The sequence below is a fragment of the Streptomyces sp. NPDC089799 genome (genome assembly GCF_040684755.1).
In the GTDB taxonomy this organism is placed as follows: domain Bacteria; phylum Actinomycetota; class Actinomycetes; order Streptomycetales; family Streptomycetaceae; genus Streptomyces.
On record NZ_JBFBGR010000020.1, the window covers coordinates 58,722 to 73,377 of the forward strand.

Genomic DNA, 14,656 nt, shown 5'->3' on the forward strand with positions numbered 1-14,656 from the left:
CATCTTTTGTGAGCCCCTCGCGCACGCCGAAATTCCCGCATGCCCGGGACGCCGGAATTTCCGCCGTTGACGCGGCGGGCACGGAATCCTACTGTCGACCATAGGATTCCTCGACGGAGCGGGAGCGAACGCATGACGAGCGCCAGCGGCAACGGCAGCGAGCAGGCCAGGAAGACGGCGGAGGGGCTGACGTACCTCTCCGGCTTCGGCAACGAACACAGCTCGGAGGCCGTCCCCGGGGCACTCCCCCCGGGCCGCAACTCCCCCCAGGTCGCCCCCCTCGGCCTCTACGCCGAGCAGCTCAGCGGCAGCGCGTTCACCGAGCCGCGGGCGAGCAACCGCCGCTCCTGGCTCTACCGGATCCGCCCGTCGGCGGCCCACCCGCCCTTCACCCGGACCGACAACGGAGGGCTGCGCACCGCGCCGTTCACCGAGACCGTGCCCGACCCCAACCGGCTCCGCTGGAACCCGCTGCCGGACCCGGCGCCCGGCACCGACTTCCTGGCCGGCCTGTGGACCCTCGGCGGCAACGGCGACGCCACCCAGCGCACCGGCATGGCCATCCACCTCTACACCGCCAACACGTCCATGACCGACCGGGTGTTCAGCGACTCCGACGGCGAGCTGCTGATCGTCCCCGAGCGCGGCGGCCTGCTGATCCGCACCGAGCTCGGCCTGCTGCACGCCGAGCCCGGCCACGTGGCGCTGATCCCGCGCGGCGTGCGCTTCCGGGTCGAGCTGCTCGACACCGACGGCGAGCCGGCCCGCGGCTACGTCTGCGAGAACTACGGGCAGCCCTTCGAGCTGCCGGAGCTGGGGCCGATCGGCGCCAACGGCCTCGCCAACGCCCGGGACTTCCGCGCGCCGGTGGCGGCGTACGAGGACGTGGAACGGCCCACCGAGGTGATCAACAAGTTCTGCGGCAACCTCTGGTCCGCGACGTACGACCACTCCCCGCTGGACGTGGTCGCCTGGCACGGCACGCACGTCCCGTACGTCTACGACCTGCGCCTGTTCAACGTGATCGGCACCATCAGCTACGACCACCCCGACCCGTCGATCTTCACCGTGCTGACCTCGCCCTCGGACACCCCGGGCCTGGCGGGAGTGGACTTCGTGGTGTTCGCGCCGCGCTGGCTGGTCGGCGAGGACACCTTCCGCCCGCCGTACTTCCACCGGAACGTGATGAGCGAGTACATGGGCCTGATCGAAGGCGCCTACGACGCCAAGGCCGAGGGCTTCGTGCCGGGCGGCGGCTCGCTGCACAACATGATGTCCGCGCACGGCCCGGACCGGGAGACCTTCGACCGGGCGAGCGCCGCCGAGCTCAAGCCGCAGAAGATCGACGACGGCCTGGCCTTCATGTTCGAGACCCGCTGGCCGGTCACCGCCACCGCGCAGGCGGCCGGTGCGGACCACCTGCAGCGCGGATACGACGACGTCTGGCAGGGACTGGAACGGCACTTCCGCGCCTAGGATTCCTGCACGACGCCCCACCCGTACGGAGAAATCCCCGTGACCGCCTTCGCCCCCGACTCACTGGTGCTCAACCGGAAGCTGCCGCTCTGGTACCAGGTGTCGCAGTCCCTGCGCGCCTCGATACTGGGGCGCACCCCGGACGCCTCGCTGCGCCTGCCCACCGAGGAGCAGCTGGCCGGGCACTACGGGGTGAGCGTGCTGACCATGCGGCAGGCGCTGAAGGAGCTGGAGCAGGAGGGGCTGATCACCCGGCACCGGCGGCGCGGCACCTTCATCGAGCCGGGGGCGCAGCGCGGCGCGCCGGTACGGCTGCTGGGCTCGGTCGACGCGATCGTGGCCCAGCAGTCCGGCGAGCTCACCACGGTCCTCGGGCACGGGCCGGGACCGGTGCCGGGGGACCTCGCCGAGTACTTCCCGGACGCCGCCGAGGTGGTCACGTACCGGCGGCTGCGCCGCGACGGGACCACCGGCGAGCCGACGAACTGGGCGGAGAACGCGGTGCTCCCGGAGCTGGCCGGGGCGGTGGACGTGGCCGATCTGGAGCGCTGGCCGATGACCAAGGTGCTCCGGGACGTGGTGGGGGTGCGGATCAGCCGCATCACCGACACCGTGGAGGCCCGGCTGGCCGACCCGGTCACGGCGGAGCTGCTGGAGGTACCGCTGCTCAGCCCGATCCTGCACTACACGGGCGTGACGTACGACGAGGACGGCCGGGTGGTGGACGTCGCACGGATCCGCTACCGCGGCGACCGGTTCTCCTTCACGGTGACGGTCGACGCGCACTGACGTCGGCCGTTCTTGGAGTCCGGGGTTCCGGCGGGCCCCGCGGGCTCGGCGGCGCGGTGTCTTGCGGCTCGGGGTCCCGCGGTCGGCGTCGCCCGGTCAGGACTCCTCGTCCGACTCCGCGGCCCGCTCGCCCTCGGCCTGGGAGGGCGTGGTCCGCTTGACGTCGGGGTGGTGGTGTTCCCGGTACTCCTTCTCGTCCATGTCCTCGTCCAGGCGCTCTCCTTCGGCCTGGGACGGGGTCGAGTATTCGTCGTACTGGCTCATGGCCGCCCTCCTCGGTCGGACCGGTCGGAACATGTGCCCACAAAACGAGCGTAACGCTCCGGGGTCACCCGGACAGGTCCACCGCTCCCCCCTACCATCTGGCGGGTGACGACGGACGCGCCCCTGCTGGACGATCTGATGCCCTGGTCGGTGGCTCCGCTGCGGCTGGGCCGGTCCTGGCCGGCCGCCGCCGATCCTGCGACCCTGCGGGCCCGCTGGGCTGCACTGACCGCCGCCGGGGGTGCGGAGCACGAGCGGCTGTTCCGGCCGAGCCGGGCCCGTACGCCGGCCGCCGGAGCGGCGGCGCTGCCCGGGCAGCGGGCCGGGACGGGCCCCTTCGCGCAGGCCCCCGGGGCGTGCCCGGAGCCGGTGCGGGTGCTGACCGGGCCGTTCCACGAGGAGTGGCTGCTGCCCGACCAGCGGGTCATCGACGCGGCCCGGCCGGAGCTGTGGCGGGTCTTGGACGGGCACCAGCTGTTCGTGCTGGAGGCCGAGCCCCTGGTCACCGTCCATCTGCCGGCCGGGCGGCCGGGCCGGGTCCGGCCGCTGCACCGCCGTCCCGGCGGCACCGAGCCGAACCTGGCGCCGGGCCTGCTCGCCTTCCTGGGCGGGCGCCACGGGACCGGGGTGACCGCGGAGGAGGTGCTCGCCTGGGTGCTGGCCGCCGGCCGGCCCGGCCCGCGCGGGTACGAGGTCCCGCTCGCGGCCGACCCCGGGCGCTGGCGGGCCGGGGTGGAGCTGGGGCGCCGCATCCTGACGGTGCGGCTGCGCGGGGCCCGGGCGTGGGCCGGGGCTTCGGGCGGGGAGCCCCCGAGGCTGCCGGGCGGGCGGCGCCCCTACGTCCGCGCCGCGCTCCCGGCCCGGCCGGAGGGGCCGGCGTACGACGCGGAGACGGAGACCCTGCACCTCGGCGGCGGGCGGATCGCACCGGTGCCGGCGGAGGCGTGGGCGTACGAGGAGCGCGGCGTCCGGGTGCTGGAGGGGTGGTTCGCGGCCCGGACCGCCTACCGGACGGCGGACGGCCTGGAGGCGTTCGGCCCGGCCGAGTGGCCGCAGGCGTGGACCTCGGAGCTGCTGGGCCTGATCACCACCTTGTCCCTGCTGGCCGGACTGGCGCCGGAGCGGGCCGCGTTCACCCCGGGGGCGGAGATCACGGCGGCGGAGCTGGCGGCGGCGGGCGTCCTGCCGCCGCCGCGGCGGACGCGGCGGCCGGCCTCGGTCCTGGACCACCGCGAGGAGGGCCCGGGCGGGCAGATCGCCCTGCTGTAGGCGGGTGGTTCGCCTTGCTGTGGGCGGCGGTTCGCCCTGCTGCAGCCGGGCGGATCTCCCGCCTGCAGGCGAGCGGTTCGCCCCGCCGCAGCCGGGCGGTTCGCCCTGCCACAGGGGCGCATCGCCCACGGACCGGCCCCGCCTGCGGGCAGGGGGCGGCCACTCGGGGGGTGACAACCCCCCGTCCCACCCGGTAGGCAGGCCCCATGCCCACCGAACCGGTTCCGCAGCCCCTCCCGCTGGACGGCATCACCGTCGTCGCCGTGGAACAGGCCGTCTCCGCCCCCTTCGCCACCCGCCAGCTCGCCGACCTCGGCGCCCGCGTGGTCAAGGTGGAACGCCCCGACGGCGGCGACTTCGCGCGCGGCTACGACACCGCGGCCCACGGCCTGGCCTCGCACTTCGTGTGGGCCAACCGGGGGAAGGAATCGATCGCCCTCGACCTGAAGGAGCCGCGCGGCCGCGAGGTGCTGGAGCAGCTGGTCTCCGGAGCCGACGTCTTCGTGCAGAACCTCGCGCACGGGGCGGCGGCCCGGCTCGGTCTGGACGCCGCCGCGCTCACCGCGCGCCACCCGCGGCTGGTCGCCGTGGACATCTCGGGCTACGGCCCGGAGGGCCCGTACGCGCACAAGCGGGCCTACGACATGCTCGTGCAGTGCGAGGCCGGACTGGTCTCGGTGACCGGCACCCCGGACCGTCCGGTCAAGGCGGGCATCCCGGCGGCCGACATCGCCGCGGCGATGTACGCGTTCTCGGGGGTGCTCGCGGCGCTGCTGCGGCGCGGGACGACCGGGCGCGGCGGGCCGGTGGAGGTGTCGATGCTGGACGCGCTGGCCGAGTGGATGGGGCATCCGCTGCACCACACCATGCACGGCGGGGAGCAGCCGGCCCGGACCGGGCTGGGGCATGCGGTGATCGCCCCGTACGACGCGTACCGGACGGCGGACGGCGGCGAGGTGCTGCTCTCCGTGCAGAACGACCGGGAGTGGCGCCGGCTGGCCGAACAGGTGCTGGGGCGGCCCGAGTTGGCCGGGGATGCGGCGTACGCGACGAACCCGGCGCGGACCGCGAACCGGGAGAAGACCGACGCGGTGGTGGCGGAGGCCCTGGCCGGGCTGGGCACGACGGAGGCGATCGGCCGCCTGGAGGCGGCGGGGATCGCCTGCGCCCGCCTCAACTCGGTTGCGGACCTGGCGGGACACCCCCAGCTGGCGGCACGGGACCGCTGGCGGGAGGTGGACTCCCCGGCCGGGCCGCTGCGGGCCCTGCTGCCGCCGATCGGGCTGCCGGGCGGCGCGGCACCGCGCATGGGCGCGGTGCCAGCGCTCGGCGAACACACCGACGCGTTGCTGCGCTCCCTGGGGATGACGGAGACGCAGATCACGGCGCTGCGCCGGGACGGTGTGGTCGCCTGAGGCCTGGGACGGAGGTGTGTGCCGGATGCAGCCGGACCGTTACGAGCGGCGGCTGCCGAGGAGCGTACGACGCAGTCGGCGCAGCGGGGCGAACAGCGCGACGCGTGCGCTGCGGCTCCGCTGGACGTGCGTGTGGTCGCGCGAGGTCAGTTCACGCATCAGCAGGGTCGCCTCGGCCGCCTCGCGCTGCGGGACGGCGGGGCCGCCGAGCACAGCGAGGTGACGGTCGAGGCGCGAGCTGGTCGCGCTGCTGCCGCAGGTGATGGCAGGCACACGAGGTGGCCTGCTGCGCATTGCTATCTGTTCCATGTCTCTCCCCACCCGTAAGAAGGCACCCGGCCCGGGCAGGTTAACCCTATCGCCCCGGCGTCGCAGTCGGGTATCCCGGTCGTGTGAATTACCCCTGTTTCGTGCGGGAGTTGACGGTTACTCAGTGGAGTCATCCGTTACTCTCCGCACAAACCGGACTGTTCGGCGAGTTTTGGCACGACCGGCGCCACGACCGACGAACCGGTATAACGTGGAGTGATCGGACCGCTACCCACGGGGGGCCTCGTATGGGCGGAGATCTGAGCCGGGATCCGGACGCACGGCCGGGCGGGACGGAGCGGGTCCTGGGCAGCCGCTACCGGCTGCTGGAGCCCCTGGGCGAGGGCACCACCGACCTGGTGTGGCGGGCCCGCGACGAGAGCCTGGGGCGGGAGGTCGCGGTCAAGGAGGTCCGGGTGCCGGCCGGGACGGACCCGGTGGACGCCCGGCGGCTGTACGCCCGGCTGGAGCGGGAGGCCAGGGCCGCGGCGCAGGTCTCGCACCGCGGGGTGGTCCGGGTGCACGACGTGGTCACCGAGGGCGGCCGGCCGTGGATCGTGATGGAACTGGTCCGGGGGCTGTCCCTGGCCGAGGTGCTGGCGGCGGACGGGCCGCTGCCGCCGCAGCGGGTCGCGCACCTCGGGGAGCAGCTGCTGGTCGCGCTGTGCTCCGCGCACGAGGCGGGGGTGCTGCACCGGGACGTCAAACCGGGCAACGTCCTGGTCGGCAACGACGGCCGGGTGATGCTGGGCGACTTCGGGATGGCCCGGTCGAACTCCTCGGGGACCGCGTTCCTCGCCCCGGAGCGGCTCGCCGGCCGGGCCCCGGGCCCCGAGTCGGACCTGTGGTCGCTGGGCGCACTGCTCTGGACGGCGGTCGAGGGGAGCCCGCCACCGCGCGACGGAGCGGGTCCGGTGGCGGCCGGGGCGCACCGGGCGGGCCCGCTGGCGCCCGTACTGGAGGGGCTGTTGCGGGCGGATCCCGCGGACCGGCTGCCGGCCGCGGAGGCCGCCCGGATGCTGCGGGTGGTGGGCGCGGGCGGGACCGTACGGGCCTCCGGCGGGCCGGAGTCCGGGCCCGGCGGCGGCGCCGGCGCGGCCGCCGGGAGCGAGCGGGACGGTGGTGCCGGTGGTGCCGGCAGCCCCGGTGGTGGCGCCCCGGCGACGGCGCCGCCCGAGGGGGCGGTGCCGCGCCGGGCCGGTCTGGTGCTCACGGCCGGGGTGCTGGTGCTGCTGGCCGCGCTGGTGGCGCTGATCTGGCTGCTGGTGACCTGAGGAGCGGGGCGCGGACGCCTCGCGTTGAGCGGACGCTCCACGCTGCGCGGCGCTCCGCACTGCGCGGACGCCCCGCCGGGGGCTCAGGCGGGGGCTCAGGCGGCGTTGGTGAAGACGGGCAGGTAGCCGCCGGAGTGGCCGGCCGCGGTCGGGTGGTACGACTCGCCGATGTTGGTCCAGTTGAGGCTGTGCAGCCACGCGCTGCCGGAACAGATCTCGTGGCCGGTGAAGGCGCCGACGACGGATGCGAAGGCGAACCCGTGGTCGGCGGCCCGCTTGGCGACCGCGGCGTTCAGATGGTCGGCCGCGCCGTTGATGGCGGTCCGCTCACCCTCGCTGAGACCGGCGATGCAGCTGCCGCCCAGCTTGTAGAAGCGCGGATAGCCGATGACGACCACGCGGGCGGACGGGGCCTTGGCCCGGATGGCGTTGTAGACCTGGTCGAGCTTGCCGGGCAGGGTGGTGTCGACGTACGCCTTGGCCTGGTTGACGCGGCTGACGCAGGAGGACTCGGACTGCAGCACACAGGTCGTCATGACGTCGGAGAATCCGGCGTCGTTGCCGCCGACGGTGATGCTGACCAGGTCGGTGCCGCTGTTGAGCGGGCCGAGCTGGTTGGCCAGGACGTCACCCGTCCGGGCGCCCGAGCAGGCGGTGAAGGAGAAGGTCTGCGGGGAGTGGGCGGCGGCCCACAGCGCCGGGTACGCGCGCGGGGTCCGCTTGCAGTCGCCGCTGGCGCCGTCGTAGCTGCCGGCGCCGACGCCGGAGGAGTACGAGTCGCCGAGTGCGACGTAGCCGAAGTCGGCCTGGGGTGCGGCGGCGGCCGTACCGGCGCCGAACAGGGCTGCTCCGGCGGCCAGGAGCAGTGCCGAGGTTAAGGAAGCGAAGCGCGACAATCTCATGAGTGCGGCTCCTTGTGGGGGTTGACCGACGAGTGGGTGGCTCGTCTCGTCCGTCGTACCGGGAGCCGGGGGCTTCAGGAAGTGTCCATGCCAAGAATCTTCGGCGAGGACATGGCGTGGGGGCGGGGGCGGAATCTTCACCCGCGAAGCGTTTGAAGAGGGAAGTCACGCACCCGATCCGGCGAACGAACCCCGGAAACACGGGTGCACGAGGGCAGTCCGTGCCGGATCATGGGCGCCATGCCAGACACTCCGGGCGACATGCCGGGCCCCCCGCCGAGCGACCGCGACCCCGACCGCGACCGCGACCCCCGCAACGCCCTGCCGATCCGGCTCACCGTCGACGACAGCGATTCGCCCTCGGACGTGGTCGACGCCCTGTTCCTCGGCCGGTTCGCCTCCGGCGAGCAGCCGTACTCGCACAGCGTCACCATCGAGCGGGTCAAGGCCGGCGCCACCCTGCTGCCGCCCGCCGCAACCGTGCTGCGCGCGGCGCGCGACACCGACCGCAGCGCCACCCTCGCGGAGGGCGAGGGCTGGACGATGCTGGTGTCCCGCTGGAGCCGGGGCGCGGACGTGACGGTGACCGCGGTCAGCGACGAGCTGGCGGAGCGGGTGCTCGGCGAGGCGACGGAGGGCGCGCAGGACGAGCCCGAACCGCAGCCGGAGAACGTCACCATGGGCTTCTGGTACGTCTCTCCCAGGCGCGGCCCGTACCGTACGACGCGTCAGATCGGCGCCGGGACCTGGGCGGAGGTGCGGGCGAACTACACCGCGCCGGTGGCCGGGGCGATGGACCGGCTGATGAAGATCACCCCGGACGACATCGCGGGCCGTCTGCTGCTGCTCCACGGGCCGCCGGGCACGGGCAAGACCTCGGCGCTGCGCACCCTGGCCCGGTCGTGGCGGGACTGGTGCCAGGTGGACTGCGTGCTGGATCCGGAGCGGCTGTTCAACGACGTCGGGTACCTGATGGACATCGCCATCGGGGAGGACGAGGGCACCACCAAGGGGCGCTGGCGGCTGCTGCTCCTGGAGGACTGCGACGAGCTGATCCGCGGGGAGGCCCGGCACACCGCCGGGCAGGCGCTGTCCCGGCTGCTGAACCTCACGGACGGCCTGCTGGGGCAGGGCCGCAACGTCCTGGTCGGCGTCACCACCAACGAGGACCTGGAACGCCTCCACCCCGCGGTGGTACGGCCGGGGCGGTGCCTGGCCCGAATCGAGGTCGGCAAGCTCACCCACGGCGAGGCGGTGGACTGGCTGGGCACGGAGGAGGGCATCTCGCGCGAGGGCGCGACGCTGGCCGAACTCTTCGCCCTGCGACGCGGAACGGGACCGGCGGCGGTCCTCCCGCCCCAACCACACGGCCCGGCGGCGGGGCTGTACCTGTAGCTGCGCTCCGCTCGGCGGATGCAGTGGGCGCGTCCCCGCCGAGGTCCGGGCGCCGGCTCCGCCGAGGTGTGGGCAGGCGTTCCGCGGGGCGATGGGGGTCCCCCCTGCGGCACGCCTGCCCACACGGCCGTGTGAACGGCGCGAGCCCCACACGGCAGCGGCGTACGGCCGCCCAGCCCCGCCGCGGCGGCGTACGGCAGCCGGGCCGGGCTACTGCCCGTAGCGGGAGCGGAGCGCGGCGTGCGCCGCGGCCAGCGCTTCGTCGAAGACCAGGCCGAGCCGGTGCGCGCGCTCCGCGTACGCCTGCGCCGCGCCCGCAGCCTCGCGCGCCGCCGCGTCCCCCGCCGCCGCGACGAACGTGCCGTTCCGCCCGCGCGTCTCGATCACCCCGTCCGCCTCCAGCGCCCGGTACGCCTTCGCCACCGTGTTCGCCGCCAGACCCAGTTCCTCCGCCAGGCCGCGCACCGTCGGCAGCTTGAAGCCGGCCGGGAGCGCCCCCGACCGCGCCTGCTCCGCGATCTGCGCGCGCAGCTGCTCGTACGGAGCGGCGGAGCCTGGCGCTCCGGAAATGTCGATCTTCAGATTCGTCGAGGTCACACCCCGGATTCTGCTCCATCGGGGCGCCGTCGGGGGGAAATTCGGGGGCACGGCGGCCCGTCCCGTGCGTAGCGTCCGTCCCATGACTGTTCTGGTACGTGATCTCCGCCCCGACGACCCCGCGGACGTCGAGGCCGTGGTGCGGGTCCGGCGGGCCGCCCTGCCGTTCATGATCGCCACGGCGGAGGGCATCCGGTTCGACCTGGCCGGCGCCAACCCCGCGCAGCGGTACCGCGTACTCGTCGCCGAGACCGCGGACGGGGAGGTCATCGGCACCGCCCAGGCCGGCATCGCCTACGAGAGCCCCGAGCCCGGCCGGTCCTTCGTCAACCCCTACGTCGACCCGGCCCGCCGGGGCCTGGGAGCCGGCGGGGCCCTGGTCCGCACCGCCGAGGCGTACCTCGCCGCCGAGGGGGCCACCGACGTGTACGCCTGGGTGCTGGACGAGCCCGTCAACCGCGCCTTCGCCGAGCGCCGCGGCTACCGCCGCAGCCGGTCCGCGCACTTCCTCCGGCTGGACCTCGCGGCCCGCGCCCTGCCCCCGGTCCCCGAGCTGCCGGCCGGGGTCGAACTGCGGCCCGCGTCGGCCTTCGCCGCCGATCCGCGCCCGCTGTTCGCCGCCGACGCCGAGGCCACCGCCGACGAACCGAGCGACGTCGGCGCGGAGTTGACCGACTACGAGGACTGGCTCCGGCACACCTGGAACGACCCCACCCTGGACCGGGAACTGACCATGGTGGCCCTGGTGGACGGCGAGGTGGCCGCGTTCAGCGCCGCCCGGACGGACGGCGCCACCCGCTACGGCTCCGCGATGACCGGCACGGTCCGCGCCCACCGCGGCCGCGGCCTGGCCAAGCTCGCCAAGGCGGCCTCCCTGCACCGGGCCCGGGCGGCCGGCTACACGGAGGCGTTCACCGGCAACGACAGCGGGAACGACCCGATGCTCGCGATCAACCGCTGGTTCGGATACGAGATCTGCGCGACCGAGACGCGCTGCACGAAGAAACTGGGAGAGTGACCGCAGTCATGAGCGTGATCGAGATAGCCCTGGTCAAGGGCGGACGTACGAAGATCCGTTACGAGGCGGAGCTGGTCGAGGACGACGGGTGCCGCGTCTGCGTACGCGCCCCCTGGGCGGCCCCGGGGGTCCGCGACTTCGGCTTCGTACGGTTCGAACCGGGCGACGTGTTCGTCGAGCACTACTGGCGCGACCGCTGGTACGCCGTCAAGGAGGTCCGGACCGGCGCGGGCGAGCTCAAGGGCTGGTACTGCGACATCACCCGCCCGGCGGTGGTGGACACGGCCGCCGGCGAGATCGTGGTCGAGGACCTCGACCTGGACCTGTGGGTCTCCGCCGACGGCTCCGAGGTACTGCGGCTGGACGAGGACGAGTTCGCCGGGAGCGGGCTCGCCGGACGCGACCCGGAGGCGGCCCGGCGGGCACTGGCCGCGCTGGACGAGCTGGAGCGCCTCGCCCTGGCGGAGGGCGGCTACGCGCTGACCGGCTTGCGGTAGTGGAGGCGGTCGTAGGGGCCGTCCACGCGCCGTTCGGTGAACTCGTACCCGCAGCGCGGGTAGAGGCGCCGGTTCTCCCACATCAGGGCGTTGGTGTAGAGCCGGATCTCGGGCAGGCCCAGCGCACGGGCGCGGGTCTCGGCGAACCCGAGCAGGATCCGGCCCAGCCCGGTGCCGTGGGCGTCCGGGTGGACGGCCACGCTGTCCAGGAAGAGGTGGTCCTCCCGCGGCACCAGCACCACCAGGCCCACCACGGGTTCGCCGAGCACGAAGACGTGCCCGGCGGCGACCTCGGCGGCGTGGTCGGCGTCCATCGGCGCGGGCCGGATCCCGATCCGCTCGATGTAGTGGCGGTACGCGGCATCGGTCACGGCCCGCACGGCGGACACGTCCGCGGCAACGGCCCGCCGGGGCTCTGACACTGTCTCGATGATCATGCGGGCACGCTACAACCCACTGCCCGACCGGCTTCACCCCCCGAAGCCGGCCGGCTGCCCGGTGGCGATTGGGTGTGCATGATCAAGTTGTTCGAGAACGAATGGAGTGCGCAGTGAAGGCCGTCGTACGGGGGACTGCGTGCGGAGTGGCACTGATGGCGGCGCTGACCGGCTGTGGGGGCGACGGGGAACCGGCCTCGGGCGGAGCCTCGGGCAGCGCCTGGGGCGGCGACGGAAAGGGCACCGCCTCGCGCGCGCTGTCCGCCGAGGACATCCGTACGGTCCTGCCGACCAACGAGAGCCTCGGCGACGTCTTCGTCGGCCCTGACGCACAGGTGGGAGACGGGGACGTGGCACGGCGGCAGTGCGCCAAGGACAGCGGCACGGCGTGCGACGGGCTGGCGGCCGCCGGCCTCAAGGAGATGGCGGTGCGCGGGAACTCGGACGACAGGGAGGTCGACTTCGTCCCACCCACCGGGGCGGCCGCCGCGTTCAGCCCACGTGGCCCGACCGCCCCTCCGGCGGCCGTCACCTGAGGCCCTGCCTATGGCGGCCTTAAGTGAACCCTAAAGATCGGCTGGAGGGGCTTCGAGCAGGCGGAACGGCCTTTTGGAGTGGCTAGTTTGGGCGGGCCAGGGAAGGCCGGAAGCGGCGCCGCGAATGCAACAGGGGGGCGGCGCCGCTCAGCCCTTCGGGCCGGCCCCCGAACCATGTGCAGCCCACAAGGAGAACGCCCATGCCGTCCGTCCCGACCGCGCCCGCCGTGTCTGCCGCGTCCACCGCACCGGCCGTCGCGACCGCCTCCGTACGCCGTACTGCGGCGCGCCTCGCCGCCCTCGGTCTCGCCCCGCTCGCGCTCGCGGCCACCGCCGCCGTGCCGGCCGTCGCGCACGGTTCGATGACCGACCCGGTGAGCCGGGTGGCCACCTGCTACGCGGAGGGGCCGGAGTCGCCGAAGTCCGCGGCCTGCAAGGCGGCGGTCCGGGCGAGCGGGGCGCAGGCGTTCTACGACTGGAACGAGGTGAACATCGGCGACGCGGCCGGCCGGCACAAGTCGCTGATCCCGGACGGCAAGCTGTGCTCGGCGGGCCGGGACAAGTACCGGGGCCTGGACCTGGCCCGCGGTGACTGGCCGGCCTCCCCCATGACGGCCGGAGCGCACACCTTCCGCTACAAGGGGACCGCTCCGCACAAGGGCACCTTCGCCCTGTACGTCACCAAGGACGGCTACGACCCGTCGAAGCCGCTGAAGTGGTCCGACCTGGAGGCGAAACCGTTCGTCACGGTCACCGACCCGCGGATGAGCGGCGGCGACTACGTGTTCACCGGCACCGTGCCGAAGAAGTCCGGCCGCCACCTGATCTACAGCATCTGGCAGCGGTCGGACAGCCCCGAGGCGTTCTACACCTGCTCGGACGTGGTGTTCGGGAAGGACGACGGGACCGGTCCGGGCCCGCAGCCCAGCGGCGGGCCGACCACGAAGCCCGGTACGAAGCCCTCCACCCGTCCGAGCGGGCGGCCGAGCGGGCAGCCGACCTCGACCACCGGCCCGCAGACCCCCGCCACTCCGGGCGCGCCCGCCACTCCCACGGGGGACTCACACGGCCACGGCGGCCACGGCGCCCACGGGGGCTCCCCCACCCCGCTGGCCTCGACCTCGACGGTGGCGGCCGAGGAGTCCTCCTCCGGCGGGACCGGTGACCTGGCCCGGACCGGCGGCGACGGCTCCACCCCGGCGATCGCGATCGCCGGAGCGGGGACCCTCGCGGTCGGGGCGGCCGTGCTGTTCGGGCTGGCCCGCCGCCGTGCCGCCGGTGGGCGGCACGGACGCTGACGCCGGGGTCCGGGCCCGCGCGCCGGGGCAGTCGGCCCGTAAGCCGGGCCCGGCGTACGGGCCCGGCGTACAGACCCGGCGTACGAACCCGAGGTACGGGCCGCCTGGGCGTCAGTCGAAGACCGAGGCGCAGGTGGTCCGTTCGGCGTGCGCCGGGTCGAGCGCGTTGAGCGCCTCGTGCCAGGCGATCCGGTCCGTCAGCCCGATGGCGACGTGCTCGGAGAGGTCCACCGGGCAGAGGTCCTGCAGGACCACGTTGCGTACGTTCGGGCCGTCCAGGAACTGGCTGCGGTACGGGGTGACCACCTGGTCGTACCGGGTGGAGATGACGGTGTAGCTGACGCCGGGGACGGTGTCACCGCCGGCGTTGAGCCTGTTCTGGAAGGGCGAGCCGGCGATCTGGTCGGCGAGCCCGGGGGTCTTCTCACTGATCAGGTCCTCCGCCCCGGGGAAGTAGGGCAGCAGTTTGGTGAGGCCCAGGAGCGTGGTCCCGTGGTTGGAGGGGGCGAGCCCGACCAGCGCGTTGACCTTGTCGGCGCCGCCCAGGAACTTCAGGTAGTAGCGCGGCATCATGCCGCCCTGGGAGTGGCCGATGAGGTCGGTCTCGGCGGCACCGGTGGCGGCGAGCACCCGGTCGACGAACACGCGGAGCTGTTCGGCGGACTGGTCGACGGCGCCGAGGCCGTGGAAGAAGGGCACGCCGGGCAGTTGCCCGTAGTCGAGCGAGTAGACGCAGTACCCGCGGTTCACCAGGTACGGGGCGAGGCCGAGCCAGTTGTCGACCGAGTTGCCGAAGGTGCCGTGGACGAGGACCACGGGCCGCGGGTGCGCGGCCGAGGGCTTGCAGGACCAGTTGTTCCAGCCGCTGCTGACGGCGGCGGTCTGTACGTCGGTGGTCTGTGCGTCGGCGGTCTGTGCGGTGGCCGCCGAGGCGGTGGCGGTCGAAGCCGGGGCGGCGGCCGAGGCCGTGGCGGTGGGGGCGAAGGCGCCGATCGCGAGCGTGAGGGCGGCGAGCGGGCGGAGCAGGCGTCTCCAGGGCAGCATGGGGTGATCTCCTTGCGGCTCATGGCATGTGGGGGCGGGGATGCCTGTGATCCGGATCACCAGGGTGTTACCACTCGTCAAATTACGGGCGAGTAGCAAAGGTTGGAAGTTACGCGTCAGTAAAGAATCGTCGTGT

General features: G+C 74.0%; 16 protein-coding genes. 10 read left to right on the top strand and 6 right to left on the bottom strand.

What is annotated here, in order from left to right; genetic code table 11:
* Positions 1-132 precede the first annotated feature (132 nt).
* Both hmgA and AB0O36_RS22155 read left to right on the top strand, forming a co-directional pair.
* Positions 133-1,476: a homogentisate 1,2-dioxygenase gene (gene hmgA / locus AB0O36_RS22150; protein ID WP_365113108.1), complete on the top strand. Its 1,344-nt coding sequence runs from the start codon at positions 133-135 to the stop codon at positions 1,474-1,476.
* Between the two features lie 39 nt (positions 1,477-1,515).
* Positions 1,516-2,265 carry a GntR family transcriptional regulator gene (locus AB0O36_RS22155; protein WP_365113111.1) on the top strand — a complete coding sequence of 250 codons (750 nt, stop codon included), beginning with the start codon at positions 1,516-1,518 and terminating at the stop codon, positions 2,263-2,265.
* 96 nt (positions 2,266-2,361) lie between these two features.
* Here the strand turns inward: AB0O36_RS22155 and AB0O36_RS22160 are convergent, their stop codons facing one another.
* Positions 2,362-2,529: a hypothetical protein gene (locus AB0O36_RS22160; protein ID WP_365113114.1), complete on the bottom strand. Its 168-nt coding sequence runs from the start codon at positions 2,527-2,529 to the stop codon at positions 2,362-2,364.
* 138 nt (positions 2,530-2,667) lie between these two features.
* Here AB0O36_RS22160 and AB0O36_RS22165 point away from each other — a divergent pair, with 138 nt between their 5' ends.
* Together AB0O36_RS22165 and AB0O36_RS22170 are read left to right on the top strand one after the other, a co-directional pair.
* Complete coding sequence (locus tag AB0O36_RS22165) at positions 2,668-3,798, top strand: type ISP restriction/modification enzyme (RefSeq protein WP_365113306.1); 1,131 nt, start codon at positions 2,668-2,670, stop codon at positions 3,796-3,798.
* Between the two features lie 206 nt (positions 3,799-4,004).
* The gene (locus tag AB0O36_RS22170) at positions 4,005-5,213 is read left to right on the top strand and encodes a CaiB/BaiF CoA-transferase family protein (protein ID WP_365113117.1); all 1,209 of its coding nucleotides are present in this window, start codon (positions 4,005-4,007) and stop codon (positions 5,211-5,213) included.
* Between the two features lie 39 nt (positions 5,214-5,252).
* Here AB0O36_RS22170 and AB0O36_RS22175 read toward each other — a convergent pair whose 3' ends face one another.
* A complete protein-coding gene (locus AB0O36_RS22175; protein WP_365113120.1) occupies positions 5,253-5,522 on the bottom strand; it encodes a hypothetical protein in 270 nt (89 codons plus the stop codon).
* 248 nt (positions 5,523-5,770) lie between these two features.
* Between AB0O36_RS22175 and AB0O36_RS22180 the strand changes: the two genes are divergently transcribed.
* Entirely contained in the window at positions 5,771-6,796 is a 1,026-nt protein-coding gene (locus AB0O36_RS22180; RefSeq protein WP_365113123.1) for a serine/threonine-protein kinase, read from the top strand.
* A gap of 95 nt (positions 6,797-6,891) precedes the next feature.
* Here AB0O36_RS22180 and AB0O36_RS22185 read toward each other — a convergent pair whose 3' ends face one another.
* Positions 6,892-7,698 (bottom strand): SGNH/GDSL hydrolase family protein, encoded by an 807-nt coding sequence (locus tag AB0O36_RS22185; protein WP_365113125.1) that lies wholly within the window; start codon positions 7,696-7,698, stop codon positions 6,892-6,894.
* 261 nt (positions 7,699-7,959) lie between these two features.
* On the opposite strand from AB0O36_RS22185, the gene AB0O36_RS22190 reads away from it, so the two are divergent.
* The gene (locus tag AB0O36_RS22190; protein WP_365113308.1) at positions 7,960-9,093 is read left to right on the top strand and encodes a DUF5925 domain-containing protein; all 1,134 of its coding nucleotides are present in this window, start codon (positions 7,960-7,962) and stop codon (positions 9,091-9,093) included.
* Between the two features lie 210 nt (positions 9,094-9,303).
* Here AB0O36_RS22190 and AB0O36_RS22195 read toward each other — a convergent pair whose 3' ends face one another.
* Entirely contained in the window at positions 9,304-9,690 is a 387-nt protein-coding gene (locus tag AB0O36_RS22195; RefSeq protein ID WP_365113128.1) for a GntR family transcriptional regulator, read from the bottom strand.
* Positions 9,691-9,772: 82 nt separating this feature from the next.
* Here AB0O36_RS22195 and AB0O36_RS22200 point away from each other — a divergent pair, with 82 nt between their 5' ends.
* Together AB0O36_RS22200 and AB0O36_RS22205 are read left to right on the top strand one after the other, a co-directional pair.
* Complete coding sequence (locus tag AB0O36_RS22200) at positions 9,773-10,708, top strand: GNAT family N-acetyltransferase (protein ID WP_365113131.1); 936 nt, start codon at positions 9,773-9,775, stop codon at positions 10,706-10,708.
* Between the two features lie 8 nt (positions 10,709-10,716).
* Entirely contained in the window at positions 10,717-11,205 is a 489-nt protein-coding gene (locus AB0O36_RS22205) for a DUF402 domain-containing protein (RefSeq protein ID WP_365113309.1), read from the top strand.
* Here AB0O36_RS22205 and AB0O36_RS22210 read toward each other — a convergent pair.
* Positions 11,181-11,642, bottom strand: coding sequence for a GNAT family N-acetyltransferase (locus tag AB0O36_RS22210; RefSeq protein ID WP_365113134.1), 462 nt, complete (start codon positions 11,640-11,642; stop codon positions 11,181-11,183). The genes AB0O36_RS22205 and AB0O36_RS22210 overlap by 25 nt on opposite strands.
* Before the next feature lie 155 nt (positions 11,643-11,797).
* Here AB0O36_RS22210 and AB0O36_RS22215 point away from each other — a divergent pair, with 155 nt between their 5' ends.
* Together AB0O36_RS22215 and AB0O36_RS22220 are read left to right on the top strand one after the other, a co-directional pair.
* On the top strand, positions 11,798-12,178 hold the full coding sequence (locus AB0O36_RS22215) for a hypothetical protein (protein ID WP_365113137.1): 381 nt from the start codon (positions 11,798-11,800) through the stop codon (positions 12,176-12,178).
* Between the two features lie 200 nt (positions 12,179-12,378).
* The gene (locus tag AB0O36_RS22220) at positions 12,379-13,476 is read left to right on the top strand and encodes a lytic polysaccharide monooxygenase (protein ID WP_365113140.1); all 1,098 of its coding nucleotides are present in this window, start codon (positions 12,379-12,381) and stop codon (positions 13,474-13,476) included.
* Positions 13,477-13,587: 111 nt separating this feature from the next.
* On the opposite strand, the gene AB0O36_RS22225 is transcribed toward AB0O36_RS22220, so the two are convergent.
* Positions 13,588-14,520 carry an alpha/beta fold hydrolase gene (locus tag AB0O36_RS22225; RefSeq protein ID WP_365113143.1) on the bottom strand — a complete coding sequence of 311 codons (933 nt, stop codon included), beginning with the start codon at positions 14,518-14,520 and terminating at the stop codon, positions 13,588-13,590.
* Between the last annotated feature and the right edge of the window lie 136 nt (positions 14,521-14,656).

Bases quoted from the DNA above. Each gene is read 5' to 3' on its own strand.
- AB0O36_RS22210 (WP_365113134.1), bottom strand. From the start codon at position 11,642: ATGATCATCGAGACAGTGTCAGAGCCCCGGCGGGCCGTTGCCGCGGAC.
- AB0O36_RS22160 (WP_365113114.1), bottom strand. From the start codon at position 2,529: ATGAGCCAGTACGACGAATACTCGACCCCGTCCCAGGCCGAAGGAGAG.
- AB0O36_RS22165 (WP_365113306.1), top strand. From the start codon at position 2,668: ATGCCCTGGTCGGTGGCTCCGCTGCGGCTGGGCCGGTCCTGGCCGGCC.
- AB0O36_RS22200 (WP_365113131.1), top strand. From the start codon at position 9,773: ATGACTGTTCTGGTACGTGATCTCCGCCCCGACGACCCCGCGGACGTC.
- AB0O36_RS22185 (WP_365113125.1), bottom strand. From the start codon at position 7,698: ATGAGATTGTCGCGCTTCGCTTCCTTAACCTCGGCACTGCTCCTGGCC.
- hmgA (WP_365113108.1), top strand. From the start codon at position 133: ATGACGAGCGCCAGCGGCAACGGCAGCGAGCAGGCCAGGAAGACGGCG.
- AB0O36_RS22215 (WP_365113137.1), top strand. From the start codon at position 11,798: ATGGCGGCGCTGACCGGCTGTGGGGGCGACGGGGAACCGGCCTCGGGC.
- AB0O36_RS22225 (WP_365113143.1), bottom strand. From the start codon at position 14,520: ATGCTGCCCTGGAGACGCCTGCTCCGCCCGCTCGCCGCCCTCACGCTC.
- AB0O36_RS22190 (WP_365113308.1), top strand. From the start codon at position 7,960: ATGCCGGGCCCCCCGCCGAGCGACCGCGACCCCGACCGCGACCGCGAC.
- AB0O36_RS22175 (WP_365113120.1), bottom strand. From the start codon at position 5,522: ATGGAACAGATAGCAATGCGCAGCAGGCCACCTCGTGTGCCTGCCATC.
- AB0O36_RS22205 (WP_365113309.1), top strand. From the start codon at position 10,717: ATGAGCGTGATCGAGATAGCCCTGGTCAAGGGCGGACGTACGAAGATC.
- AB0O36_RS22180 (WP_365113123.1), top strand. From the start codon at position 5,771: ATGGGCGGAGATCTGAGCCGGGATCCGGACGCACGGCCGGGCGGGACG.
- AB0O36_RS22220 (WP_365113140.1), top strand. From the start codon at position 12,379: ATGCCGTCCGTCCCGACCGCGCCCGCCGTGTCTGCCGCGTCCACCGCA.
- AB0O36_RS22170 (WP_365113117.1), top strand. From the start codon at position 4,005: ATGCCCACCGAACCGGTTCCGCAGCCCCTCCCGCTGGACGGCATCACC.